This is a genomic window from Exiguobacterium acetylicum (assembly GCF_019890935.1).
GTDB classification, from domain to species: Bacteria; Bacillota; Bacilli; order Exiguobacteriales; family Exiguobacteriaceae; genus Exiguobacterium_A; species Exiguobacterium_A abrahamii.
This window is the reverse complement of sequence record NZ_CP082333.1, coordinates 749,468-771,978: the sequence shown is the minus strand read 5'-3', so window position 1 is coordinate 771,978 and position 22,511 is coordinate 749,468. Positions and strand designations below refer to the sequence as shown.

The 22,511-nt window shown below is 45.6% G+C and carries 21 protein-coding genes; 5 read left to right on the top strand and 16 right to left on the bottom strand.

Annotated features, from left to right (window positions below; all coding sequences use genetic code 11):
- Window positions 1-56: 56 nt before the first annotated feature.
- The 10 genes from K7G97_RS04030 to K7G97_RS03985 form a co-directional block, all read right to left on the bottom strand.
- Window positions 57-212 carry a hypothetical protein gene (locus K7G97_RS04030; protein ID WP_023467380.1) on the bottom strand — a complete coding sequence of 52 codons (156 nt, stop codon included), beginning with the start codon at window positions 210-212 and terminating at the stop codon, window positions 57-59.
- Window positions 213-308: 96 nt separating this feature from the next.
- Window positions 309-743 (bottom strand): methylglyoxal synthase, encoded by a 435-nt coding sequence (gene mgsA, locus K7G97_RS04025; RefSeq protein WP_023467379.1) that lies wholly within the window; start codon window positions 741-743, stop codon window positions 309-311.
- A 66-nt stretch (window positions 744-809) separates the two neighbouring features.
- Entirely contained in the window at window positions 810-2,357 is a 1,548-nt protein-coding gene (locus tag K7G97_RS04020; protein WP_223041419.1) for a fatty acid--CoA ligase family protein, read from the bottom strand.
- Window positions 2,358-2,481: 124 nt separating this feature from the next.
- Window positions 2,482-3,369 (bottom strand): SDR family oxidoreductase, encoded by an 888-nt coding sequence (locus K7G97_RS04015; RefSeq protein WP_023467377.1) that lies wholly within the window; start codon window positions 3,367-3,369, stop codon window positions 2,482-2,484.
- A 50-nt stretch (window positions 3,370-3,419) separates the two neighbouring features.
- Complete coding sequence (locus K7G97_RS04010) at window positions 3,420-4,409, bottom strand: lipoate--protein ligase (RefSeq protein WP_023467375.1); 990 nt, start codon at window positions 4,407-4,409, stop codon at window positions 3,420-3,422.
- Window positions 4,410-4,448: 39 nt separating this feature from the next.
- On the bottom strand, window positions 4,449-5,129 hold the full coding sequence (locus K7G97_RS04005) for a DsbA family oxidoreductase (RefSeq protein ID WP_223041418.1): 681 nt from the start codon (window positions 5,127-5,129) through the stop codon (window positions 4,449-4,451).
- Window positions 5,130-5,274: 145 nt separating this feature from the next.
- The gene (locus tag K7G97_RS04000) at window positions 5,275-6,930 is read right to left on the bottom strand and encodes a glycerol-3-phosphate dehydrogenase/oxidase (protein WP_087679768.1); all 1,656 of its coding nucleotides are present in this window, start codon (window positions 6,928-6,930) and stop codon (window positions 5,275-5,277) included.
- Window positions 6,931-7,064: 134 nt separating this feature from the next.
- Window positions 7,065-8,555, bottom strand: a complete 1,491-nt coding sequence (gene glpK, locus K7G97_RS03995; protein ID WP_195865581.1) for a glycerol kinase GlpK — start codon at window positions 8,553-8,555, stop codon at window positions 7,065-7,067.
- Window positions 8,556-8,585: 30 nt separating this feature from the next.
- Complete coding sequence (locus K7G97_RS03990) at window positions 8,586-9,410, bottom strand: MIP/aquaporin family protein (RefSeq protein ID WP_087679766.1); 825 nt, start codon at window positions 9,408-9,410, stop codon at window positions 8,586-8,588.
- Between the two features lie 195 nt (window positions 9,411-9,605).
- Entirely contained in the window at window positions 9,606-10,169 is a 564-nt protein-coding gene (locus K7G97_RS03985) for a glycerol-3-phosphate responsive antiterminator (RefSeq protein ID WP_023467370.1), read from the bottom strand.
- Window positions 10,170-10,339: 170 nt separating this feature from the next.
- On the opposite strand from K7G97_RS03985, the gene K7G97_RS03980 reads away from it, so the two are divergent.
- Window positions 10,340-10,981 carry a YczE/YyaS/YitT family protein gene (locus K7G97_RS03980; RefSeq protein ID WP_064300371.1) on the top strand — a complete coding sequence of 214 codons (642 nt, stop codon included), beginning with the start codon at window positions 10,340-10,342 and terminating at the stop codon, window positions 10,979-10,981.
- Between the two features lie 52 nt (window positions 10,982-11,033).
- On the opposite strand, the gene K7G97_RS03975 is transcribed toward K7G97_RS03980, so the two are convergent.
- Together K7G97_RS03975 and K7G97_RS03970 are read right to left on the bottom strand one after the other, a co-directional pair.
- Entirely contained in the window at window positions 11,034-11,777 is a 744-nt protein-coding gene (locus tag K7G97_RS03975) for an ABC transporter permease (RefSeq protein WP_215084767.1), read from the bottom strand.
- Window positions 11,755-12,672: an ABC transporter ATP-binding protein gene (locus K7G97_RS03970; RefSeq protein ID WP_029340951.1), complete on the bottom strand. Its 918-nt coding sequence runs from the start codon at window positions 12,670-12,672 to the stop codon at window positions 11,755-11,757. Before K7G97_RS03970 ends, K7G97_RS03975 begins: the two co-directional genes overlap by 23 nt.
- 152 nt (window positions 12,673-12,824) lie before the next feature.
- Between K7G97_RS03970 and K7G97_RS03965 the strand changes: the two genes are divergently transcribed.
- The 3 genes from K7G97_RS03965 to K7G97_RS03955 all read left to right on the top strand — a co-directional run bounded on the left by K7G97_RS03965 (window position 12,825) and on the right by K7G97_RS03955 (window position 16,457).
- Window positions 12,825-13,295, top strand: a complete 471-nt coding sequence (locus tag K7G97_RS03965) for a GNAT family N-acetyltransferase (RefSeq protein WP_223041417.1) — start codon at window positions 12,825-12,827, stop codon at window positions 13,293-13,295.
- 91 nt (window positions 13,296-13,386) lie between these two features.
- A complete protein-coding gene (locus tag K7G97_RS03960; RefSeq protein ID WP_262415790.1) occupies window positions 13,387-14,904 on the top strand; it encodes a sensor domain-containing diguanylate cyclase in 1,518 nt (505 codons plus the stop codon).
- Window positions 14,905-14,990: 86 nt separating this feature from the next.
- A complete protein-coding gene (locus tag K7G97_RS03955; protein WP_223041415.1) occupies window positions 14,991-16,457 on the top strand; it encodes a glycoside hydrolase family 32 protein in 1,467 nt (488 codons plus the stop codon).
- Between the two features lie 47 nt (window positions 16,458-16,504).
- Here K7G97_RS03955 and K7G97_RS03950 read toward each other — a convergent pair whose 3' ends face one another.
- Window positions 16,505-16,981 (bottom strand): GNAT family N-acetyltransferase, encoded by a 477-nt coding sequence (locus K7G97_RS03950; RefSeq protein ID WP_230088800.1) that lies wholly within the window; start codon window positions 16,979-16,981, stop codon window positions 16,505-16,507.
- 267 nt (window positions 16,982-17,248) lie between these two features.
- On the opposite strand from K7G97_RS03950, the gene K7G97_RS03945 reads away from it, so the two are divergent.
- Entirely contained in the window at window positions 17,249-19,411 is a 2,163-nt protein-coding gene (locus tag K7G97_RS03945) for an ATP-dependent helicase (protein WP_223041414.1), read from the top strand.
- 255 nt (window positions 19,412-19,666) lie between these two features.
- Here the strand turns inward: K7G97_RS03945 and mscL are convergent, their stop codons facing one another.
- The 3 genes from mscL to cls form a co-directional block, all read right to left on the bottom strand.
- The gene (gene mscL / locus K7G97_RS03940; protein ID WP_023467359.1) at window positions 19,667-20,059 is read right to left on the bottom strand and encodes a large-conductance mechanosensitive channel protein MscL; all 393 of its coding nucleotides are present in this window, start codon (window positions 20,057-20,059) and stop codon (window positions 19,667-19,669) included.
- 12 nt (window positions 20,060-20,071) lie between these two features.
- A complete protein-coding gene (locus tag K7G97_RS03935; protein ID WP_087679759.1) occupies window positions 20,072-20,953 on the bottom strand; it encodes a Cof-type HAD-IIB family hydrolase in 882 nt (293 codons plus the stop codon).
- A gap of 75 nt (window positions 20,954-21,028) precedes the next feature.
- A complete protein-coding gene (cls, locus tag K7G97_RS03930; RefSeq protein WP_223041413.1) occupies window positions 21,029-22,480 on the bottom strand; it encodes a cardiolipin synthase in 1,452 nt (483 codons plus the stop codon).
- Between the last annotated feature and the right edge of the window lie 31 nt (window positions 22,481-22,511).

Genomic DNA, 22,511 nt, shown 5'->3' with positions numbered 1-22,511 from the left:
ATTCAAAAAAACCTTTCTTTTCAAAAGAAAAGAAAGGCGAAGTCATAAATTTTCTATTATTTGACGAGACGGAGCGCTGGATACGCTACTTGCTCGTTCTTTGAAGTCACAGGTGTTGCCTGTTGACGACGTTCCATTTTTACGACGTGCGTCAAAAATCCAACGCCGCCTCCTAGCAATACCGTTACACCCGTCATTAATAGAATCTCCATTTTCTTCGCCACCTTTTCCATCGCAATTGATAATCAGTATCATCCTCAAACTGACTATAGCATGCTCAAACGAAAATGAGAAGCGTTCTCATGAAATTAATCGTCTAAAAACTTTTGTTGTTCCAGTTCATGGCGTTTTCGAATGATTTCCTTCCAATCAAATTGTCCTTGTTCGAGGCCATTGATTAAAATTTCAGCAGTTCCGACATTCGTCGCAAGCGGTAAATCGTACACATCACATAATCGAATGAGTGCGGAGACGTCCGGCTCATGAGGTTGGGCCGTCAGTGGATCCCGTAAAAAAATCACGATATCGATTTTTCCTTGTGCTACAAGCGCTCCGATTTCCTGATCCCCGCCGAGTGGACCTGACTTACAGCGATGGACGTGCAGATCGGTTGCTTCCATGATCCGTTGTCCGGTCGTTCCTGTCGCGTATAATGTATTTTTCTTAAAGAATGCGGCGTAAGCCCGTGTAAAGCCCATCATCTCATCCTTTTTCTCATCATGTGCAATCAATGCGATATTCATTCGTATCCCCTCCTTCTTGTCTATGCACAGAAAAAGAACTTCAGAAACCTGAAGTTCTTGAGACAGTCATGAATTCGTCGGTTGTTTCTTCAACACGGTCCGTAAAATCTTCCCGGTCGTATTACGAGGTAATTGATCAATGAACTCAATCTGTGTCGGACATTTATATTTCGCGAGTGATGTAGCACAGAATGCCTGCGTTTCCTCTTCCGTCATCGTCTCACGAGCAACAACGAATGCTTTGACGGCTTCGCCCATCTCCTCATCCGGTATGCCGATGACGGCGGCTTCAATGACGTTCGGATGTTGGTAGAGGACTTCTTCGACTTCACGCGGGTAGACATTGTAACCACCGACGATGATCATATCTTTTTTGCGATCGACGATATAGAAATACCCGTCTTCATCTCGACGAGCCAAATCACCTGTATATAACCAGCCATCGCGTAACGTCGCTTGCGACTCTTCCGGCATCTTGTAATAACCCGTCATGACGTTTGGTCCCCGAACGATCAATTCTCCGACTTGACCATCTGGTAATTCTTGTCCGAGTTCATCGACGACTTTGTTTTCGACGTCGACGATCGATGTTCCAATCGAGCCTGGTTTTTGAACACCATTGACCGGATTGAAACAAGTGACGGGTGATGCTTCCGATAAACCATATCCTTCGAGGATATGACATTGGAATGTTCGATCAAATGCTTCAAGAAGCGGCACTGGAAGACTCGCTCCCCCTGAGACGAACAAACGTGTTGATTCAAAATAGGTCGCATATTCCGGATGAGCCTTCACGGTTTGAAGTAAGAAATTATACATCGTCGGTACACCCGCAAAAATCGTCACCTGTTCTTTTTTTGCTAACTCAAACGTCTCTTGTGGTGAAAAACGTGAAGCAATGATGATTGACGCTCCATGTGCGAGTGAAGCATTGACGACGACCGTCAAGCAAAAGACATGGAACATTGGTAATACGGCAAGTGTCCGGTCGCTACTGGATACATGTAGATAATCCCCAATCGAGCGCGCATTCGACGTCAGATTACGGTGGGATAACATCGCACCCTTTGGTTTTCCTGTCGTTCCACTCGTATAGAGAATGACAGCGATGTCGTCCAGTTCATTCGTCACTTCTGTCAATGGATGTTCGATTTCGAGCCAGCGATCGAGCGTGATGAACGTCACTTGTTGATGTGTTTCGTTCGGTCCTTCTTGATCCGCGTAAGGAACAGAGACGACAATCTTGAGATTCGGTAAATGCACGAGACGATCTTTTGCAGCTTCGACGAGCGGTGCAATCCCTAAAATCCCCTTCACATCACCGTTCATCAGGATATACCCGATTTCATCCGGTGTATATGTAGGGTTGATTGGAATCGCGATTGCCCCTTGTTTCATGATGGCGTAATATGCCACTAGGAATGCTGGGCTATTCCCTAAGATCAGCGCGACATGATCGCCTTTTCGGATCCCGTTCGCTTCGAGCGCACCGGCTGCCCGGTGAAACTTCTCGACAAACTCACGATAGCTGACTTGCGTGTCCTCAAACACATACGCCGTTGAATCCGGATGTGTTCGAGCAGTTTCTTCGACGGATTGAATCAATCCAAGCATGAGCAAAATTCCCCTTTCGAATGAATGACTATTCATTTTTTACGTAAAAAAAATCCATACGTAGTCAAAAGCGACCGTATGGATAGTGTAACACTTTTTGGAAACGTTTTCACAGAGTTTCTTTTTAACCGTTGACGATGACGCCACCGTTTAAGTGAAGGACTTGTCCTGTCATATAACTTGAATCGTTACACGCGAGGAAAACATATGCCGATGCCATCTCAGCCGGCTGCCCTGGGCGATCCATCGGTGTATTTTTCCCGAATGTCTTGACTGATTCATGTGGGAACGTTTCCGTGATGAGCGGCGTCCAGATCGGACCCGGTGCGACAGCATTGACACGAATGCCTTCTTTCGCTAAGTTCATCGAAAGACTCCGCGTGAAGCTGACGATTGCGCCCTTCGTCGCAGAATAGTCAATCAAAAGCGCGTTCCCTTCGTATGCCGTCGACGATGTCGTATTGATGATGGCAGAACCGAGTGAAAGGTGCGGTAAGGCAGCACGGGCAAGACGCATCATTCCGAAGATATTCGTCTTGAACGTCTTTTCCATTGACTCGTCTGTGATGTCCTTCAGACTATCTTCTGGTTTTTGCATACTCGCATTATTGACGATGATATCTAAGCGACCGAAACGATCGATCGTTTTTTGGACGAGTGTTTCACAGTAATCTGCATCTCCGATATCCCCTTTAGAAAGTAGGACTTCGCCGCCTAATTCCTCAAGGCGAGCCTTCGTTTCTTCTGCCCCTTCTTGATCACCGTAGAAGGCGATGACGACTTTTGCTCCTTCTCGGACATAAGCAATTGAGACAGCACGACCGATTCCAGAGTTGCCGCCTGTGACAATCGCGACTTTTCCTTCTAATTTTCCTGCTGCCTTATAATCATCACGCTCATAATATGGTAACGGCTGTTCATCCTCCGTTTTTGGTAATCCTTCTGAAATCCGTTCAAAATCAATAAAGTCCGTCAACGAACCTTCTAAAAAATTATCTTTATTATAGCCCATGAAAAAAACTCCCCCTATGCAGTTGATAGAAGGAGTTTTCCCATAAAGACTTACGCTAAAACGTCTAGCACCTCATCTAGTTCGACGGCACCGAAATATTTTTTCAATTCGTACCGACCGAGCACTTCGCGAAGTGACGCGCGATCATAGCGTGAACCTTCGAGCGCCCGTGCGATTTCTTCTGCATCCTCGACACCAAAGAAGTCACCGTAAATCTTCGCTTCTTCAATGATGCCTTTTTTGACGTTCAATCGGAAGTCAATCGTACCGATCGGGAAACGTTTTTTATGGATGACGTCGAATTTCGGCGATTTTCCGAAATTCCACTCCCAGTTGCCATAACGTTCTGCTGAGATGGCACGTACTTTATCCCAGTCCTCTTCGGTTAAGATATACCGTTCAATCTCTTTTCCTTCATAGATCGAAGCAAGGAGATGATCGACGAATTGTTCCATCGTCAACGGTTCTGACAGGAATTCCGAGATATTCGCGACACGACTTCGGACTGATTTGATGCCTTTAGAGCGCATCTTCTCTTCACTGACGACAAGCGCATTGACGACTTCTTCGATGTTCGAATCGAGCATCAATGTACCGTGACTAAACATCCGTCCTTTCGTCGTGAACTGGGCATTCCCACTGATTTTCCGACTTCCGACATGAATATCGTTTCGTCCGGATAGCTCCGCTTCGACACCGAGTTTATGCAGCGCTTGTACGACTGGCTCCGTGAACTTTTTATAGTTGTTGAACGAATCACCGTCATCTTTTGTCAAGAAACTGAAGTTCAAGTTTCCTTCGTCGTGATACACAGCGCCACCACCTGAAAGACGACGGACGACGTGGATCCCGTTTTCCTCGACATACTTCAAATTGACTTCTTCGTTCGTGTTCTGGTTTTTTCCGACGATGATCGACGGACCGTTGATATAAAACAAGAAATAGTCTTCTTCATTGACGTTTAGGTTGTTCAAGATGAATTCTTCGACAGCGAGATTGATTCGCGCATCGCGAATCTCAGGGTGGAAGATGAATTTCATAAGGGTTTCGTGCTCCTTTGTGATGGAATCATAATGTGATCAGTTACAGCCGTCAACACCACACGCGTCACCTTCAGCGATGACTTCAAGTGTTTGTTCTTGGCGCATCTTCGCGAAGACTTGTTCGAATGCTTCCACTGGTTGTGCGCCTGAAATCGCATATTTCCGGTCGAAGACGAAGAACGGTACACCACGAACACCCAGTTGTTGTGCCATCGCTTCTTCTTCTCGAACATCTGTCGCCAGTTCTTCTGACGCAAGAAACGCTGTGACGTCTGCTTCAGCAAGTCCAGCATCTACTGCGATCCGTGTCAGAATGGCTGGGTCATTCAGATCTTCTCCATTCATGAAATACGCTGTGAACAAGGCTTCTGATACTGCATTCATCTTACCATGTTTTTTAGCGAATTGAGTCAGACGGTGAGCCTCAAATGTATTGGCTGGGATGACACGATCCATCTCGTAGTGCAAGCCTTCCTGACGTGCCGTATCAACGACACCTTGCGACATATTCCGTGCCTGCTCGAGAGTCGTTCCATATTTTGAAGCAAGAATTTCGTATAAGCCTTGCGTCGGTACTGCTGGTGCATCTGGATCGAGTTCAAAGCTCTTGAATTCGACCTCGACATCTAACTTTTCGTTCGCAATCGCTTGTTCTAAGCGACGCTTCCCAATATAACAAAACGGACATGCGTAATCTGACCATACTTCTACTTTCATCTGTGTTCTCTCCTTTTGTGCAATTTCATACATTAAGCATAGTCGCCTCTAGACAGAGTTGCAATCTTTCCGCCCGCGCCAATACGAATATACAAAAAAGGAATCAAGATCATATTGATCTTGATTCCTTGATGAGTTAGAGAGCTTATTCTGTCACGAGTGCATGTGCTGCATCTTCGATTTCGATATCGAGTTCTTTCGTATAAGCATCTGTTTGTTCTGCTGTCCAGTTCAAGACAGATTTCATCTCTTCAATGACGGCATCTTTGTGAGCACGAGCCCAAGCGATGTCGAAGAAGACAGCACCTGTACGGCGGATGAAGAAGTCGATCGGACGAGCGACCATTTCATGTTCGATGCTGTAGTGGAGTTGTGCATAGACAGAACGTGGAAGAGCTGTCGTTGCTGCATCGAATGCTGCTGCATATTCAAGTACTTTCGGTAAGTTCGAACCGTAGCGTTTTGCTAGGAATTGAACTTCTTCTGTCGTTAGACCGTTCGTTGCTGTTTGAGCTTTTAGGAATTCAGCAAATCCTTTTGCTCCGCCGACGTGTCCACCAGACATTGGCATGTTTTTCGTTGAGCAACGTGCGTACGCGACGTTTTCTTCTTTTTTCAAGAGTTTAGCGACGAGATCAACGACGTGCTCACCCATTTTACGGTATCCAGTCAATTTCCCACCCGCAATCGTGATGAGACCTGACTCAGACTGCCATACTTCATCTTTACGAGAGATTTCAGAAGGATCTTTTCCTTCTTCATAAATCAATGGACGTACACCAGCCCAGCTTGATTCAACGTCTTCTGCTGTCACTTTAACATCCGGGAACATGTAGTGAATCGCGTCTAAGACGTAGTCTTGGTCTTCGACTGTGAACTTCGGATGTGCAGTATCTTTATCGAAGAACGTATCTGTCGTACCAACGTACGCTTTTCCATCACGTGGAATCGCGAAGATCATCCGACCGTCTGGTGTATCGAAGTAGACCGCTTGTTTAAGCGGGAATTTCGATTGATCGATGACGACGTGGACACCTTTTGTCAAACGAAGTTGTTTCCCGACTTTAGAGCCATCTTTTTCACGTAATTCATCAACCCATGGACCTGTCGCGTTGACGACTTTTTTCGCACGGATTTCATGTACGTCACCTGTCAAGAGGTCCGTCACACGCATGCCGACGACTTTTCCAGCATCGTAGATGATTTCTTCCGCTTTTGTATAGTTGACGACGCGCGCACCGTGTTCAACCGCTTCTTTCATGACTTCAATCGTTAGACGGGCGTCATCTGTGCGGTACTCAACGTAGTAACCGCCACCTTTGAGACCTTGTTGTTTGACGAGTGGTTCTTTTGCCAATGTTTCTTTCGCAGATAACATCGTCCGCCATTCCGAACGTTTAACACCTGCTAAGAAGTCATAAACACGAAGACCGATTGACGTACTGAACGGTCCGAACGTACCGCCTTTATGCATCGGAAGCAACATCCACTCTGGTGTCGTGACGTGTGGTCCGTTTTCGTAAACGATCGCACGTTCTTTACCGACTTCCGCGACCATTTGAACTTCAAATTGTTTTAAATAACGTAGACCACCATGGACTAATTTCGTTGAACGACTAGACGTACCGGACGCGAAATCCTGCATTTCGACGAGGCCAATCTTCATACCGCGTGACGCTGCATCGAGGGCGATCCCCGCACCTGTGATACCGCCACCTACGACGAGTAGATCGAGTTCTTCACGTGTTAATCGATTATAGACATCTGCACGGTTTTTGCTTGAAAATGGTTGGTTAGCCATGAATAGTTCCTCCTGTTTAGGTTCGAAAAAAAAAGAGACCACAACAAACACGCTGACTATGTCAACTGCTGCTGTGGTCTCTCCATATTCTCCGACCGATTTATTAACTTGACCTTACTATAACATACCTCACATCATTTGAACAACATCGTAGCTTGAACAGCTTTTTGCCATCCACCGTAGAGCGCATCCGTCTCTTCTTTTGCCATGCTCGGCTCGAAACGACGTTCTTTTTTCCATTGCGTCGCAATTTGTTCACGGTTCTCAAAGAATCCAACAGCGAGACCTGCGAGGTACGCTGCACCTAACGCCGTCGTTTCATTGATTTCCGGACGCTCAACTGGTGCTTGGATGATATCACCTTGGAACTGCATCAAGAAGTCGTTTTTGACTGCTCCACCATCGACACGGAGCGTTTTCATCTCGATGCCTGAATCTTGCTCCATCGCCGATAAAACATCGCGTGTCTGATAAGCGAGTGATTCAAGTGTCGCGCGGATGAAGTGTTCTTTTTCCGTACCACGTGTCAAACCAAAGACTGCACCACGAACGTCTGAATCCCAGTAAGGTGTACCGAGACCAACGAACGCTGGTACGACGTAGACACCGTCTGAAGACGTGACGCGTGTTGCGTATCCTTCTGATTCTTTGGCATCATCAATGAGACGTAATCCGTCACGTAACCACTGAATCGCAGATCCTGCGACGAAGATACTTCCTTCTAGAGCATACTCCACTTTTCCATCGACGCCCCATGCGATCGTCGTCAGCAATCCGTGCTCTGATTTCACAGCCTCTTCCCCTGTGTTCATCAACATGAAGCAGCCTGTACCGTACGTGTTCTTCGCCATTCCAGTATCAAAACACGCTTGACCAAACAATGCTGCTTGCTGATCGCCCGCTGCTCCAGCAATCGGAACCGCTTCTCCGAAGAAGTGATACCCTGCTGTCTCTGCGTACACTTCAGAAGATGGTCGTACTTCCGGAAGCATCGCTTTTGGGACATCTAAGATGTCGAGTAACTCGTCATCCCATTTTAATTCATGAATGTTATACATCAACGTACGACTTGCATTCGAATAGTCGGTCACATGTGCTTTTCCGCCGGATAATTTCCAGATGAGCCACGTATCGATCGTACCGAACAGTAGTTCACCACGTTCAGCACGTTCCCGTGCTCCTTCGACATGATCTAAAATCCATTTGACTTTCGTACCAGAGAAATAAGCGTCAATCAATAGACCTGTCTTCTCACGGAAGAGCTCGGCATGACCGGCTGCTCGAAGCGCTTCACAGATTTCAGCCGTTTGTCTCGATTGCCACACGACTGCATTGTGAATCGGTTTCCCTGTTTCTTTTTCCCAAACGACAGCTGTTTCACGTTGATTCGTGATCCCAATACCAGCAATCTGCGACGGCTTTACGTTCGCCTCCGTCAGACAAGTCGCCACGACAGCAAGGACACTTCCCCAAATCTCGTTTGCGTTGTGTTCGACCCAACCTGGTTTCGGAAAATACTGCGTGAATTCCTGTTGTGCTGAATGGACGATCTCGCCGGCACGATTAAACAGGATCGCACGTGTACTCGTCGTTCCCTGATCCAATGACAAAATGTAGTTCTCCATCTCTTCCCCATCCTTTTGTATCTAAATAAGTTAAGCTGACTTTGACTCCACTGACGTTGTTTTGTTCGGACGAACACCGAATCTATAGCATAAGCCTAATATGACGATTGTCACAAGTCCTACAATCCAAAAAGCCGGTGTATCTTTTCCTGTGAAGACCGAACGATAAAACAATCCGCCAAGACTTCCACCGAGAACTGGTCCGAGAACCGGAATCCATGAGTATCCCCAGTTCGATGATCCTTTTCCATGGATCGGTAGGATGAAGTGAGCGATACGTGGACCAAGGTCCCGCGCCGGATTCATCGCATATCCTGTCGTGCCTCCGAACGACATACCGAGGCTGACGATCAAGAAACCGACGATCAATGGATTTAGACCATCGGAGAACTTATTCGCTCCGATCGACAACAACCCGATGACAAGTAAGAATGTCGCAATCATTTCACTCATTAGATTGGCAAATGTATGTGGAATCGCTGGTGACGTCGCAAAGACGCCGAGTTTCGTTGCTGGGTCTTTCGTCTCCGCCCAGTGTGGTAAGTAATGGACGAAAACAAGACTTGCACCAAGTATCCCGCCGGCAATTTGAGCGACGATATAGCCTGGTACGTCTGCCCATGCAAATGAACCGTCAAAGGCTAAACCAAGCGTTACTGCTGGGTTAAGGTGTGCTCCACTGAATTGACCGACAGCATACGCTGCAATCGCCACGGCAAAACCCCACGCAAACGTGATGACGATCCAGCCTGCATCCTTCGCAAACGATTTCGTCAAACTAACGCCTGCACCAACACCATTCCCAAGCGCGACAAGCAAGGCTGTACCTAAAAATTCCGCTAGTAAGGGTGACATATATGTTCCTCCTTTTGGTTATGTGAAAAAAGCAACATAAAAAGGAGATCCACGTCAGTTCATGCTTGAATGTTCTTCAAGCAGGACTCACACGTGAATCTCCCTTTTCTCCGTCACTTTGTATCAACTTGATATCACTATAACAATCAGTGAAAACGCTGTCAAATAATCCGAATGATTTTCATCACAATCAAGTTAAGAGCGTGGTTCAAAATGACGCCACAAGTCCTTATTCGATGTTGTGATACTAGAGGCACCTGCTTCAATCGCTTGTTCCACTTCCTCGACCGTATCGATGAGTCCACCGGCGAATACGAGACGCCCTGTCTTTTCTTTCACTTCTTGAATGTACTTTGGCATCAACCCTGGTAACACTTCGATGTAATCAGGTTGCGTCCGTTCCATGAGTTGATAACTTTTTTCGAGTGAACTGGAATCGAGTAAGAACATGCGTTGCATCGTCTTGACCTTTTTTTGACGTGCTTTCAAGATGACGCTCGCTTTCGTCGAAATGACACCATACGGCTTCAATTCTTGGCAGACGTATTCTGTGGCATATTCATCATTTTTTAACCCTTGAACAAGATCCATATGCAAAAACATTTTTTTGTCGTAACGATGTGCCATCTCATATACTGCTTTTAAACGCGAGACATGCATTTCGAGTAAGACCCCATATTCATATGGACTCTTCAGCATCTTTTCAAAGTCTTCTAATTTTCTAACGGAAGGCAGGATCTTCTGTCCGAAATATGTCATATGTTCTCCCCCTGATTCGTAATGTGTCCTAAGTATGTCGTGAAACATAAGGAATAGGCAATGCTCTTTTCATGAAAATAAGTGAAAAGAGCGCTACGATTAGGGTATAGCTTAACGAAACGATTTCTTTTCAGGAGGTGAACGCGCAGTCCTACCGTCTGTGCACGTCAATGAGTCAGCAAAAACGGATTGTCATCTATTTATTCTCTATTTTAATTAACGCCTTAGGAAACAGCTTCATGGTCACCGCCTCGATCGGGAGTGCACCTTGGACATCAGCGAGTGAAGCCGTCGCGGCCATCTCTCCTTTAACTGTCGGACTAGCGATCATCGTCTTACATGTGCTTGCTTTGATTGCGGCACTCTCTCTTGGGAGTCGATTTAGTTGGTGGACGATCGTCCTCAGTTTCGCACTCGTTGTCCTGTTCGGCGCTGCGATTGATTTCTTCTTATCCATCCATCAATTGATTTATACACCACAGGGACTTTGGATGCGTGCCGTGTACATGTTGATCGGCATGCCATTGATTTCACTTGGACTCGCTCTCTATCTCCAAATCGGATTCGTATTGATGCCACCGGATTACTTGATGAAGTCACTGATCAGCCGCTTTAAAAGTACATCGCTTGGAGCAACGATCAGCCTCGGCATTCCTTTTTTGATCGCTTGCCTCTTTTCACTGATTGAACGCGAACTGATCGGCATCGGAGTCGGAACTTTTATTTTCCTCTTATTGAACGGTCCACTGATCGAATGGTTTCAGCGATTGTTCCCGATTACGGCACGTCCACCTAAACGGACAAGCAGTTAAGCTAAAAAATGTACACTTCTAGATGGATTATCTGGAAGTGTACATTTTTTTCTTAAGTGTATGATTTTTTTTGGAAAATCAAGATAGAACCACCGAACAAGACGATAATATGCGCAAGAACGAATAAAACGGAGAACGTCAAACTTGTTCCCATGACTTCGCCCATCCCATAACCTGCCGTCCCTTTAAAGTACATCGACCAGTCGAGATGCATGAATACGATCCACTTAGCGATTTCCGGTTTTAAAGTAAGTAAAATGCCACCAACAATCGCTGTGAAGAATTGAGCCAACACGGTAAAACCGATGATCATTCCAACTGAGCGGAACAGTAAAGAGAAGAATAGTGTCATGAAAATCGTAAAGATCGGATTCACAAGCTCAACGATCGTATCACGGAACAAGAGTGGATCGCCTGCCTCTGAAAACGCAAAAGAACCGGCGTAAAGGACGACGACGATGAACGCGAATTGGAACAACATGATCAAGATCGAAAAGATCAGTTTCGAGAAATAAATCGTCATTCGGGAATACGGACTCATCAACAAATGTTTCATCGTATCGTAGCGAATCTCATTCCCGATCACTTCTGCCGTGAAGACAATCGTAATGATCCCGAGCAGTCCTGTTAAGATCGAAAGCGTATCCGAGTAATAGCCGCTCCGATCAAATGAAATATCATTCGTTTTCGCAATAATGATCAGACCTACAGCAATTAATACATATAATACTAAGACGATCTTCGCTTTTTTAGTCGTCCACCATTTCATCCATTCATTTTGTATGAGCGAAAGCATGTGAATCCCCCTCTTTTTTCGTTACTTGCAGGAATTGTTCCTCAAGCGTCAAACGTTTAACGGTCAGTTCATGTAAATCGGCAATCGGCACGACGAGTCGAGCGATAGCTGGACATTCACTTTCCGGTGCGGTGATAATGATTTTATTCTCGAGTACTTCTGATGGGTAGTTTGCGACGCGAAGGGCATCAAGTACATCTGTCATCGCTTCCGCATTGACACGAAGAGCGATTTTCGCTCCGGTTTCATTACGAACGGACTCGACCGACTTGATGACACCCTGATCGATGATTGCGTAACGATCACTGATTTGTTCCATCTCACTCAACATATGGCTTGAAATTAAAATCGCGATATCTTGCTCACGCGCCATTTGGCGTAAATATTCACGAAGCTCCGCAATTCCGGATGGATCCAGACCATTCGTTGGTTCATCTAAAATCAAGACGCGCGGGTTATGTAGCAAGGCACGAGCAATTCCGAGTCGTTGCTTCATTCCGAGTGAGTACTCTCCGACTTTTTTTGAAAGCTTTCCTTCAAGACCAACGAGTCGTGCTAGTGCATCATAATCCACTTGACCGAGTCCCGGAATGAGATTTTTTGCATGAACCAAGTTTTGTTTTCCTGTCAGATAAGGATAAAACGCTGGATTCTCAACGATTGCTCCGATTTGCGTCAACGCTTTCGAACGCTCTTCTACGACATCAAATCCATTGACCGTGACTTTCCCTGCATCCTGCTCGAGTAGTCCCGTGATGATGCGAATCGTCGTCGTCTTCCCTGCTCCGTTCGGTCCGAGGAAGCCGAACACTTCTCCTGGGGATACCTCAAAACTGACGTCTTTTAAAATTTGCTCTTTTCCGAGACGCTTTGAGATATTTTCAATCTTTAACATCTGCTCTTCCTCCTCATTCATATTTTGTCTATGCTAGTAGTGTACGTGATTTTAAAGGATAAGTTTCATTTCTTACAAATATGTAATCTGATTCCAATTAAAAAGGCGTAACAGCGGAAATTTATACTAAAAATAAAGAATGGAGTCGCTAGATGATTCTCTTTGAACAAGTAACACATGATCACTTTCCGATCATCCAATCGTTATACGCGAGCGTTCCTGAATATGCGCTCTTAGAAGAACGAGTGCTTCCGCTCTCTGATTCGACCTTACAGGAAGAGTTTTTAAATCCCGATACCGTATCGCTGATTGGGTATGTAGACGGAGAACCCGTCCTACTGATTGACTACCTACCGAAGCATCCAAAAGACGGTACACCTTGGATCGGTCTATTCTTACTGGATTCTTCTCAGCACGGTACGGGAACTAGCAGTCGGTTATTATCCGCTTTTTGTGATCAGTTCCTAAGTCAGGAACCTCACATTCATCTCGCGGTCTTACCCGATAATTTAAGAGCCCGTCGTTTTTGGGAAAAACACGGATTCCGATACGCGCGAACGAGTATCTCGAATCGCGAACAACACGTAGACGTCTACGTGTATGATGTAAGTAAAAACAAATGAAAACGCATGAATGGAGTATCACACAATGTCCAGACCCTCACTTCGCTTTGATGTTTTGTTAGCGGGATTGATTTCCCTGCTATTTTTTAGCATGACGCTCGGATTAACTTTTTTCATTAGTCAACATGCAACAAACCGACTCCAATCAGAAGTCGGGATGAATCTGTCAACGACCGCTCACCAACTGTCTGATAAGCTTGATCATTACATGTGGTCACGTTATGCCGAAGTAAAATTGCTGGGTTCCTTATCAACGATTCAACAAACAGAACAAAAAGCAGAAACACGGCAGACACTCGAAGAGTTACAACGACAGATTCCTGACTTTTCTTGGATTGGTCGCTTAGATGCGAAAGGTAAAGTCGTTGCGTCAACGAATCAGATTCTTGAAGGAACATCGATCAAGGAACGCCCTGTCTTCCAACAAGCCTTGTCACAACCATTCATCGGCGATGTCCATGAAGCTGTTCTACTCGCAAAATTATTGCCAAACCCAAGCGGTGAACCGTTACAATTCGTCGATATTAGTACACCTTTGTACGATAAGGGGCGATTTTCTGGTGTCCTTGCGACACATCTCAGCTTCGAATGGGCAAAAGCGATCGAACAAAGTTTTCAGAGCGCCACGTCCTCTCTCCAACAAGTCGATGTCTTCATCATTAGTCAAGATCGAAAGACGATTTTGCTTGGACCGAACGGATGGAGCGGTAAAACATTACCTGATAGCGTAACGCTGACTTCGAATGCTTCTGCGACCGCCTCTTGGCAAGGGAAAGAATTCGTCTCTGGTCAAAGTACAAGCCGAGGTTACAAGGATTACGATGGATTAGGTTGGACGGTTCTCGTGCGTCAACCGACTTCGATTGCCTTCGCTGATGCCGACGCTTTACGTCAAACGATTTTTATCGCCGGATTGATTGCCTCTCTCATTACAGCCGTACTCGGATGGATGTTAGCGAAATTATTGACACGACCATTATTAAAAATCACACATGCCGCCCAACAGATGCAGGATGATCCCTCAAAATCACTCCCGAATCATCGTGGAATCCGAGAAATCGAGACACTGACGGATGCCTTACAACGACTGATTCATCGCTTGCTACATACCGAACAAGAGAAATTGACGTTTGAACGCTTGTCACAACGCGACAGCCTGACGGGTCTCGCGAACCGCAACGGTCTCGCTCAATACATCGAACAATTGCCTGCAGAAACGCATTCTATCTATCTTTGCCTTGATTTAGACGGCTTTAAAGCAGTCAATGATACGTATGGTCACGCGCTAGGTGATCTCCTGCTGATCGAGGTCAGTCAACGTCTCGAACAGTTGCTTCCACCTGGTGGATTCGTGGCTCGTCTGGGCGGCGATGAGTTCATCATCGTCTTGACCACTCAATCCTTAACAGAAGCACGATACTTAGGTGAACAATGGATCGCTCACGTCTCGATGCCGTATCACTTAGAAGAACAAACCGTCCACATCGGGATGAGTATCGGAGTCGCCGAACAGGTGACAGGAGAATCACTTGAACAAGTCATGCATCGCGCTGATTTAGCGCTCTATCGTTCGAAGCAAAACGGCAGAGGATGTATGTCCGTTCATTGACCATTCAGGACGGAGGATTGACAAGCGCAGTTCTCCTCCGTAAGGTGAACGAGAAGCGTATAATTTTTCAACGAGGAGCTGTCAACATGAATCAATGGACACGTGAAGCACGATACCGTCCCCTCTCGGATGTCGATCCGAGCGTTTACCAAGCGATGAAGGAAGAAGTTCGAACATCTCCTTGGCGATTTTCTTACCATATTCAACCTCCGACCGGACTTTTGAATGATCCGAACGGCTTCGTCTATCATGATGGTCTCTATCATTTGTTTTATCAATGGTTTCCACTCGGACCCGTACACGGGCTGAAGTACTGGTATCACATGACATCAAAAGATCTTGTACATTGGTTCGATGAAGGAGCCGCCTTGATCCCAAATGACGATCCTGATTCGCACGGTGCTTATTCCGGTAGTGGCTTCATTAAAGATGATCAAGTGCACATCATGTATACCGGTAATAAACGGGATGCGGATTGGAATCGCCATACGAGCCAAATCGTCGGTCATCTCCGCTCGGATGGACGAATCGAAAAACATTTACCACCTGCTATTCCAAACGTTCCTGAAGGATATACGGAACATTTCCGTGATCCGAAAGTCTTCCAAGATGCATCGGGTATCTGGTACTGCATCATTGGTGCACAGCGCAGTGACTTGACGGGCTGTACTGTCATCTATCAGTCGCAAGATGCAGAGCACTGGACATTCCTCGGTGAGTTACAGACGAACTACCCGACATTCGGTTATATGTGGGAATGTCCTGATTATTTCGAGCTGGATGGAAAAGGAATCCTCCTCTTTAGTCCTCAAGGGATTGAACCAGATGGTCCGAACTATCAAAATATTTTCCAGTCCGGTTATTTCATCGGTGAACCGTTAGCTTTACCCGACTTAACATTCACACACGAATCGTTCCAAGAACTCGATTTCGGATTTGACTTCTACGCGCCACAAACAACTGAGGCGGCAGATGGTCGACGGATTCTTGTTGGTTGGATGGGGTTACCGGATATCAGTTATCCTTCTGACATCTATAACTGGGCACATGCTTTGACATTGCCACGTGAATTAACGATTGAACAGGGGCAACTTCGTCAACGACCTGTCAATGAACTGACACAGCTACGAAAAGAGACGCTGTTTGACGAAACGATTCTTTTCGAACAAGACGTGACAATTGCGGAAGCCGAGATTTTCGAGCTCGTGATGACAGACTTAAAACTGTCGTCGGACTCGTTCCGCTTCTCGATTCGTCAAGACGCCACTGAAGAAACCGTATTCCATTACGATGCTGTATCACGTCAATTTACAATCGATCGAAGCCGTTCAGGTGCGGAAGTACCTGCCGAATCATTCGGTACTTCGCGATCGACGATTCTTGCGAAGGACTTGCATACATTACGTTTGTTCGTGGATCGTTCTTCGTTTGAACTTTTCCTGAATGACGGAGAAGCCGTTGCATCTGGACGAATTTTCCCGAAAACATCCAGTCGAGGGATCGTCTTCTCTGGTGAAGCAGGTGCGCACCTATCGCTCTACGATTTATCTTAAGCAAAAAAGCATTTTCCTGATTCTATTCAGGAAAATGCTTTTTTGCTTCAATGCTTCAATCGTGATTCTTTTTCTAGATCAAAGGCAAGGATGTGCTGCTCCCCAATCGGACCCATGACGGACTGTAACGTATCGACGTATCCCGTCTTGAAGTACAGTGACTTTGCAGCAATATTCTTTTTGTTGACCGCTAGTGTGATTGCTGTGACTTCTGGAAAATGATGATGCACGAACTCTGGCAACTGCATCATTGCCTCTTTCGCATATCCTTGGTGCTGATGGCGTGCATCAATGGAAAAGGCACGTAACAGGACACTTTGTTCATGTGTTCGATGTGTTTTAGGGGGGTTAAGATGAAGAATAAAAAATCCGACGACGAGCTCGTCTTTTTTGATGACAACCGGGAATTTATCTGGATGGGCAACTGCATCTGTGACGACATCCGTCGGAAAAGAAGTAAACTGGACTTGTTCTTCTGGAAGAATGAACGCATCACATTGTTCATAATGTTCATTCGTATACATGTGTAATTTCACTACAGACATTCTCATTCCGCCTTCCCTCTTTGTACAGGACAAGAGAGTACTCTCTTACATCTATTCCCATTTTAATGTTTTTGTGTCCATTTGCCTAGTCTTTTAGGGTACTCGTCTTACATAACATCCAATAAGCTCTTGTCTCTTTATTCCACGGTTCTTCTTTCCGTAATCCAATCCTGACACTAAAAATGATACACTAGGGAAAGTTCGATTATTGGACGAGAAATAAATACGCTCGAGGTGAACTGTATCATGCATGAAGATTTTTTCGAACAGATGGAGCGATTGACCGGTATTCAACTGAATCCTGTCCAACAACAGGCAATCGAACATGACCATGGTCCGTTGCTGTTACTCGCCTCACCCGGCTCTGGAAAAACAACGACGCTTAATTTTAAGATTGCCTATTTGATTTTACAAAAAAAGATCGAACCACATCGTATTTTAGGGCTGACCTTCAGTAAGGCAGCAGCTCGCGAGATGGCGGATCGTTTTTATCATCTATTTCACGAATTAATTGGAACGACAGCGGCATTCTCGACGATTCATAGCTTTGCTTTTCAAGTCGTTCGGGATCATACATCCCAGCAGCGTCTTTCCTATACGATCATTGAGGGACCAATGGATCAACAACATCCGAATGCGCCACATAAACGCATGTTACTCCGGCGTATTTTCCAGGAAATTAATCGGAGTGTCATTACCGACGACCAGATGGATGAGTTATTACGAATGATTTCCTTTGTCAAGAACCGTCTTCTTTCTTTAAAGGAAATCAAGGCAGTACCGACGACGATCAAACATTTCCCTGATATTTATGTGGCGTATGAACAATTCAAGTCGCGTGATCCCTTACATCCGTTACTCGACTTTGATGATATGTTGACGTATGCGAATACGATTTTGGAGCAAGACCGTCGTCTGTTGCAACATTATCAGCGTCGCTTTGATTATATCCTAACGGATGAGAGCCAGGATACGTCACTCGTTCAACATCAATTGGTCGAAAAGTTAGCCTTACCGCATAACCGACTTTGTGTCGTTGCAGACGATGATCAGACGCTATACAGCTGGCGTGGCGCGGACGCTTCTAAAATTTTGCACTTCAAAGATACGTATCCGAATGCGACGATTCTTTACATGGAACAAAATTATCGTTCGTCTCAAGACATCGTATCCGTCGCGAACCAATTCATTCAGCGCAATAAAGCACGCTATCCGAAACAGATGTTCACGGAGAACGCTGCTGTTCGTCCGATCATCTTAGAGACGTTACCAACTTACGAGGATCAGACCAGCTATCTGTTGAATCAACTACGGACAGAGACGAATTACCGCGAAGTGGCCATCTTATATCGCAACAATGCTTCTTCGATCAACGTCATGAATGCTTTGGATCAAGCAAATATTCCGTTTTATATTAAGGATGTCGATCATAAATTCTTCAGTCATTGGATTTTGAAGGATATCTTAAACTTCATGACATTCGCACAAGATCCGACAGATATCGATGTGTTAGCAACTATTCATACGAAATTCGCCGGGTATATCTCAAAAGCGCAACTTTCTCAATTGCAACAGTTCGGTACGGGTGAATCTGTATTTGATCTACTCATAAACAAAATCGAGATGAAGTTTTATCAAAAGAAACAACTTCAACAAATGAAGCGCACGTTCGCTTCCATCCAAACCGTTCGACCCTCTGCTGCCCTCTCTTTGATTCGTCATGAACTGGGCTACGAAAAGAATTTGCGAAAAATGAGTGAGAGCCTCGGTTTTAGTCTCGATCACCTGCTTGAGACGTTAAACACGATCGATAACATCGCAAGTGATGTACCGACACTACTTGCCTTTCGTGAACGGATCGCGCATCTCGAACAATTGATGCGTGATGCGAAACAAAATAAAAATCAAAATGCGGTCACCCTTTCGACCTTTCATAGTGCAAAGGGACTTGAATTCGATCGCGTCTTCATGATTGATCTCGTTGCTGGTATCCTTCCATCGGCTGATACGATCAAGGCATACAAGAATGGACAACTCGATGATATGGAAGAAGCTGCACGTTTGTTTTACGTCGGCATGACACGGGCGCGACACGAACTACATCTTCTGTCCTATCGTTTTAAATCGAAATCATTTGATGTCTCGCCATTCGTCGAAGACGTCCATCGCCTCGTCACGCCTGATGCTGCAAAACGAAAAGTAGAGCGCAAGCGAACTGCTGTTACAGCGCGAGCTAGCGTTCCTCCTCTACCGATCACTGAGAACATGCGTGTCTCGCATACAGCATTTGGTCCCGGAACCGTCTTGCACCTGGTTGACGACGTGCTAGAAATTTCATTTGATCAAGGAATGAAAAAACAGCTTTCGTTACAAGTCTGCTCTGAAAATGCATTACTCGAAATTTTATGATTTAAATGGACTGATTCATAAGTCGGTCTCCATAAAGATAAGGGTGGCAGAATGATGATCTGCCACCCTTATCACGTAAAAAAAGAAGGCCTCGTTTCACGACACTCCTACAGGAAAAAGCGCATCGCGCTGTCAGAGACAAGCAAGACCCGCTTTCCTGCTTGAATGAAGCAGGAAAATTGGCTTGTGTCTCGCCTGAGGAAAGGGCGTGAAAAGACGAGTCCTTCTTTTTTAAGTTAATCCCAATTATATACGTCAGTTTTTCGTCGATGACTCATTTTGATGAATCAAGGCATCTCTGATTTCTGTCAATAATTTTTCTTCTGTCGTTGGTACCGCTTCTTCTTCGACGACTTCTTCCTTCTTCCGGAATGAAGTGATTCCTTTGACGAAGATAAACAGTGCAAAAGCGATCAACAAGAATTCGATGCTCGCTTGAAGAAATTGACCGTACTGCAACTCTGCATTTCCAACCATGACCGACAATCCTTTGACATCAATGCCCCCGATAATGATACCGATCAGTGGCATGAAGACGCTGTCGACGAGTGATTTGATGATCCCACTAAACGCAGCACCAAGAATAACTCCGACCGCTAAGTCGATCACATTTCCTCGAAATGCGAATTCCTTGAATGCCTTAAACATGAAACGTCCCCCTTACCAAGCGCGGGACGCCAACTGCTGAATCGCATATCCGACGCCGTGCTCATCATTTGATTTCGTCACGTGATGGGCAATCGCTTTCGCCTCATCATGACCATTTCCCATCGCGATCGCCTTTCCGGCAACTTTGAACATTGGAAGATCGTTTAGATTATCACCGATGACAGCGACCTGTTCGATTGGCACACCGAGGTGGTCTGCGAGGATTTTAACCGCCGTTCCTTTATCGGCACCAACTGCCATGACTTCGATGTTATCGTGTCCTGACGACGTGACATAGACACCGTCGACCTTCTGCTCGATTTCCTGCCAGATTTTTTTCATTAATTCTTGATCAAACGAGAATGAGATGAATTTAAATACTTTTCCCGCTTGGTTACGGATGTATGATCGGAATCCATCAATCATCTTGACGTCTTCGTGGACATAATAACGATCGTGGAAGAAATCAAGCACTTGTTTCGCCCGATCACTTTCTTCACTCAACTCTTTCAGCGAATCATAGGCTGCGTCGATCGTCGCTCCTTGTGCTGTTACGAGCCCTTGATCACAGAACATCTCAAAGAAAACTTCATATTGACTGATGATGCCGTAAATTTGCTGTGCTTGTTCCGTCGTCAACGTCGTCGCACTCAACTCTTCTCCATCGACGGTCATCACACGTGCCCCGTTTGAAGCAATGATCGGACAGTGGATTCCTGCTGCATCTGTTAATTCTTTTGCATTTAAGTAGTTACGTCCTGTTGCGATTGCAAATTCGACACCTTGTTCGCGTGCCGCTTCAATTGCCTGAATCGTCTCCGGTTCAATTCGTTGCTTGCCCGAAAGAACGGTTCCGTCCATGTCTGATACGAGTAGTTTGATTGGATTTGCCATCGTCTTCACTCTCCTCTTTTTCTATTTCCATACCACTATACCATTTTTCACATTTTGACTGGTCGTAAACGCGGTTTACAAGATCGGTGACAACAAACGCGAAATACTTTCCTTGAATTTAATCGTTCTTGATCGCGCGGCATACGACTCGACCGTCATGAGCTTTGATACCTCACAATCAGCGAGGAAAAGACGCTCTAGTTCAATCGCTACTGCCTGATCATAGACGATCGTATTCATTTCAAAGTTCAACCGAAAACTTCGCGCATCGATATTCGTCGTCCCGACTGAAGCAATCTCACCATCAACGACGATTGTCTTCGCATGTAAAAATCCAGGTTCATACGTGTAGACTTTAGCTCCGTACGATAACAACTCCCCTACAGCCGCAGTCGTTGCCCAGTAAACGAATGGATGGTCCGGCTTGTTCGGAATCATGATACGGACTTCCACTCCGGACAGAAGGGCTGCCTTACATGCATCTAAATAACTCGTGTCTGGAATGAAATAAGGCGATTGGATATAAATCGTCCGTTTTGCTTCGTTGATCATCTTGATCAAGGCAAGCTTCAAATACTCTGAACGAGAATCCGGACCCGATGTGACGATTTGCATCGGTAATATATCCTGAATTCTATGCGTTCCATAGTAAAATAAAGATTTTTCCGTATAGACGTCGCTTGCTTGGTTCCAGTCGAGAATAAATCGGTCGAGTTGATCATGAACGACGTCACCTTCCAAGCGAAAATGTGTATCCCGCCAGTAGCCGAACTTTTCATCGATACCGAGATATTCCGTACCAACGTTGAACCCACCAATATAGCCGATTCGACCGTCGATGATGCAGGATTTACGGTGATTGCGGTTGTTCAATCGAAAATTAACGAAACCAATCGTCGACGGGAAAAAGGCAAACACTTCTCCCCCGTGTGCGAGTAACTCCTTGAAGTCCGTCCGTTTGAGACTCCGTGATCCGACAGCATCATACAAGAGACGAACTTTGATCCCACGACGGGCACAATCGGTCAATGTATCGATCAACGCTAACCCGAGACGATCTTTCTGAATGATGTAATATTGGATATTCACCTCATGCTCAGCCTGACGGATATCTTGAATCATCCGATTGAATTTTTGCTCGCCATCCGAAAGAATCTGCAGTTGATTCGAGAGACTGAGCAGGGAACCGTTCGACATTAAGTTCATCCGAATCATATCCCGGTGCTTTTGAATCATCGGGTGCCGTCCCATCGTTACAAGTTCTTTTTTCTGTAAGGCAATCCGTCTATCCTGTTCCAGTTGTTCTTCATCCGTGACACGATAAAAATTCGTTTTTTTCAATAGTCTTCCGAAAAACAGATAGACGAGAAACCCAACGAGCGGAACGAAATACAAGATGAATACCCATGCCCACGTCGCACCAATATCGCGCCGTTCGAGAAAAATAACCGTCAGGACAGCCAAGATATTCATGATAAGTAATCCGTAGACGATGATGATCGTGAACGTACTCCATACTTCCACCATACGATTCCCTCCCGCTTCAACGGTATTCTTC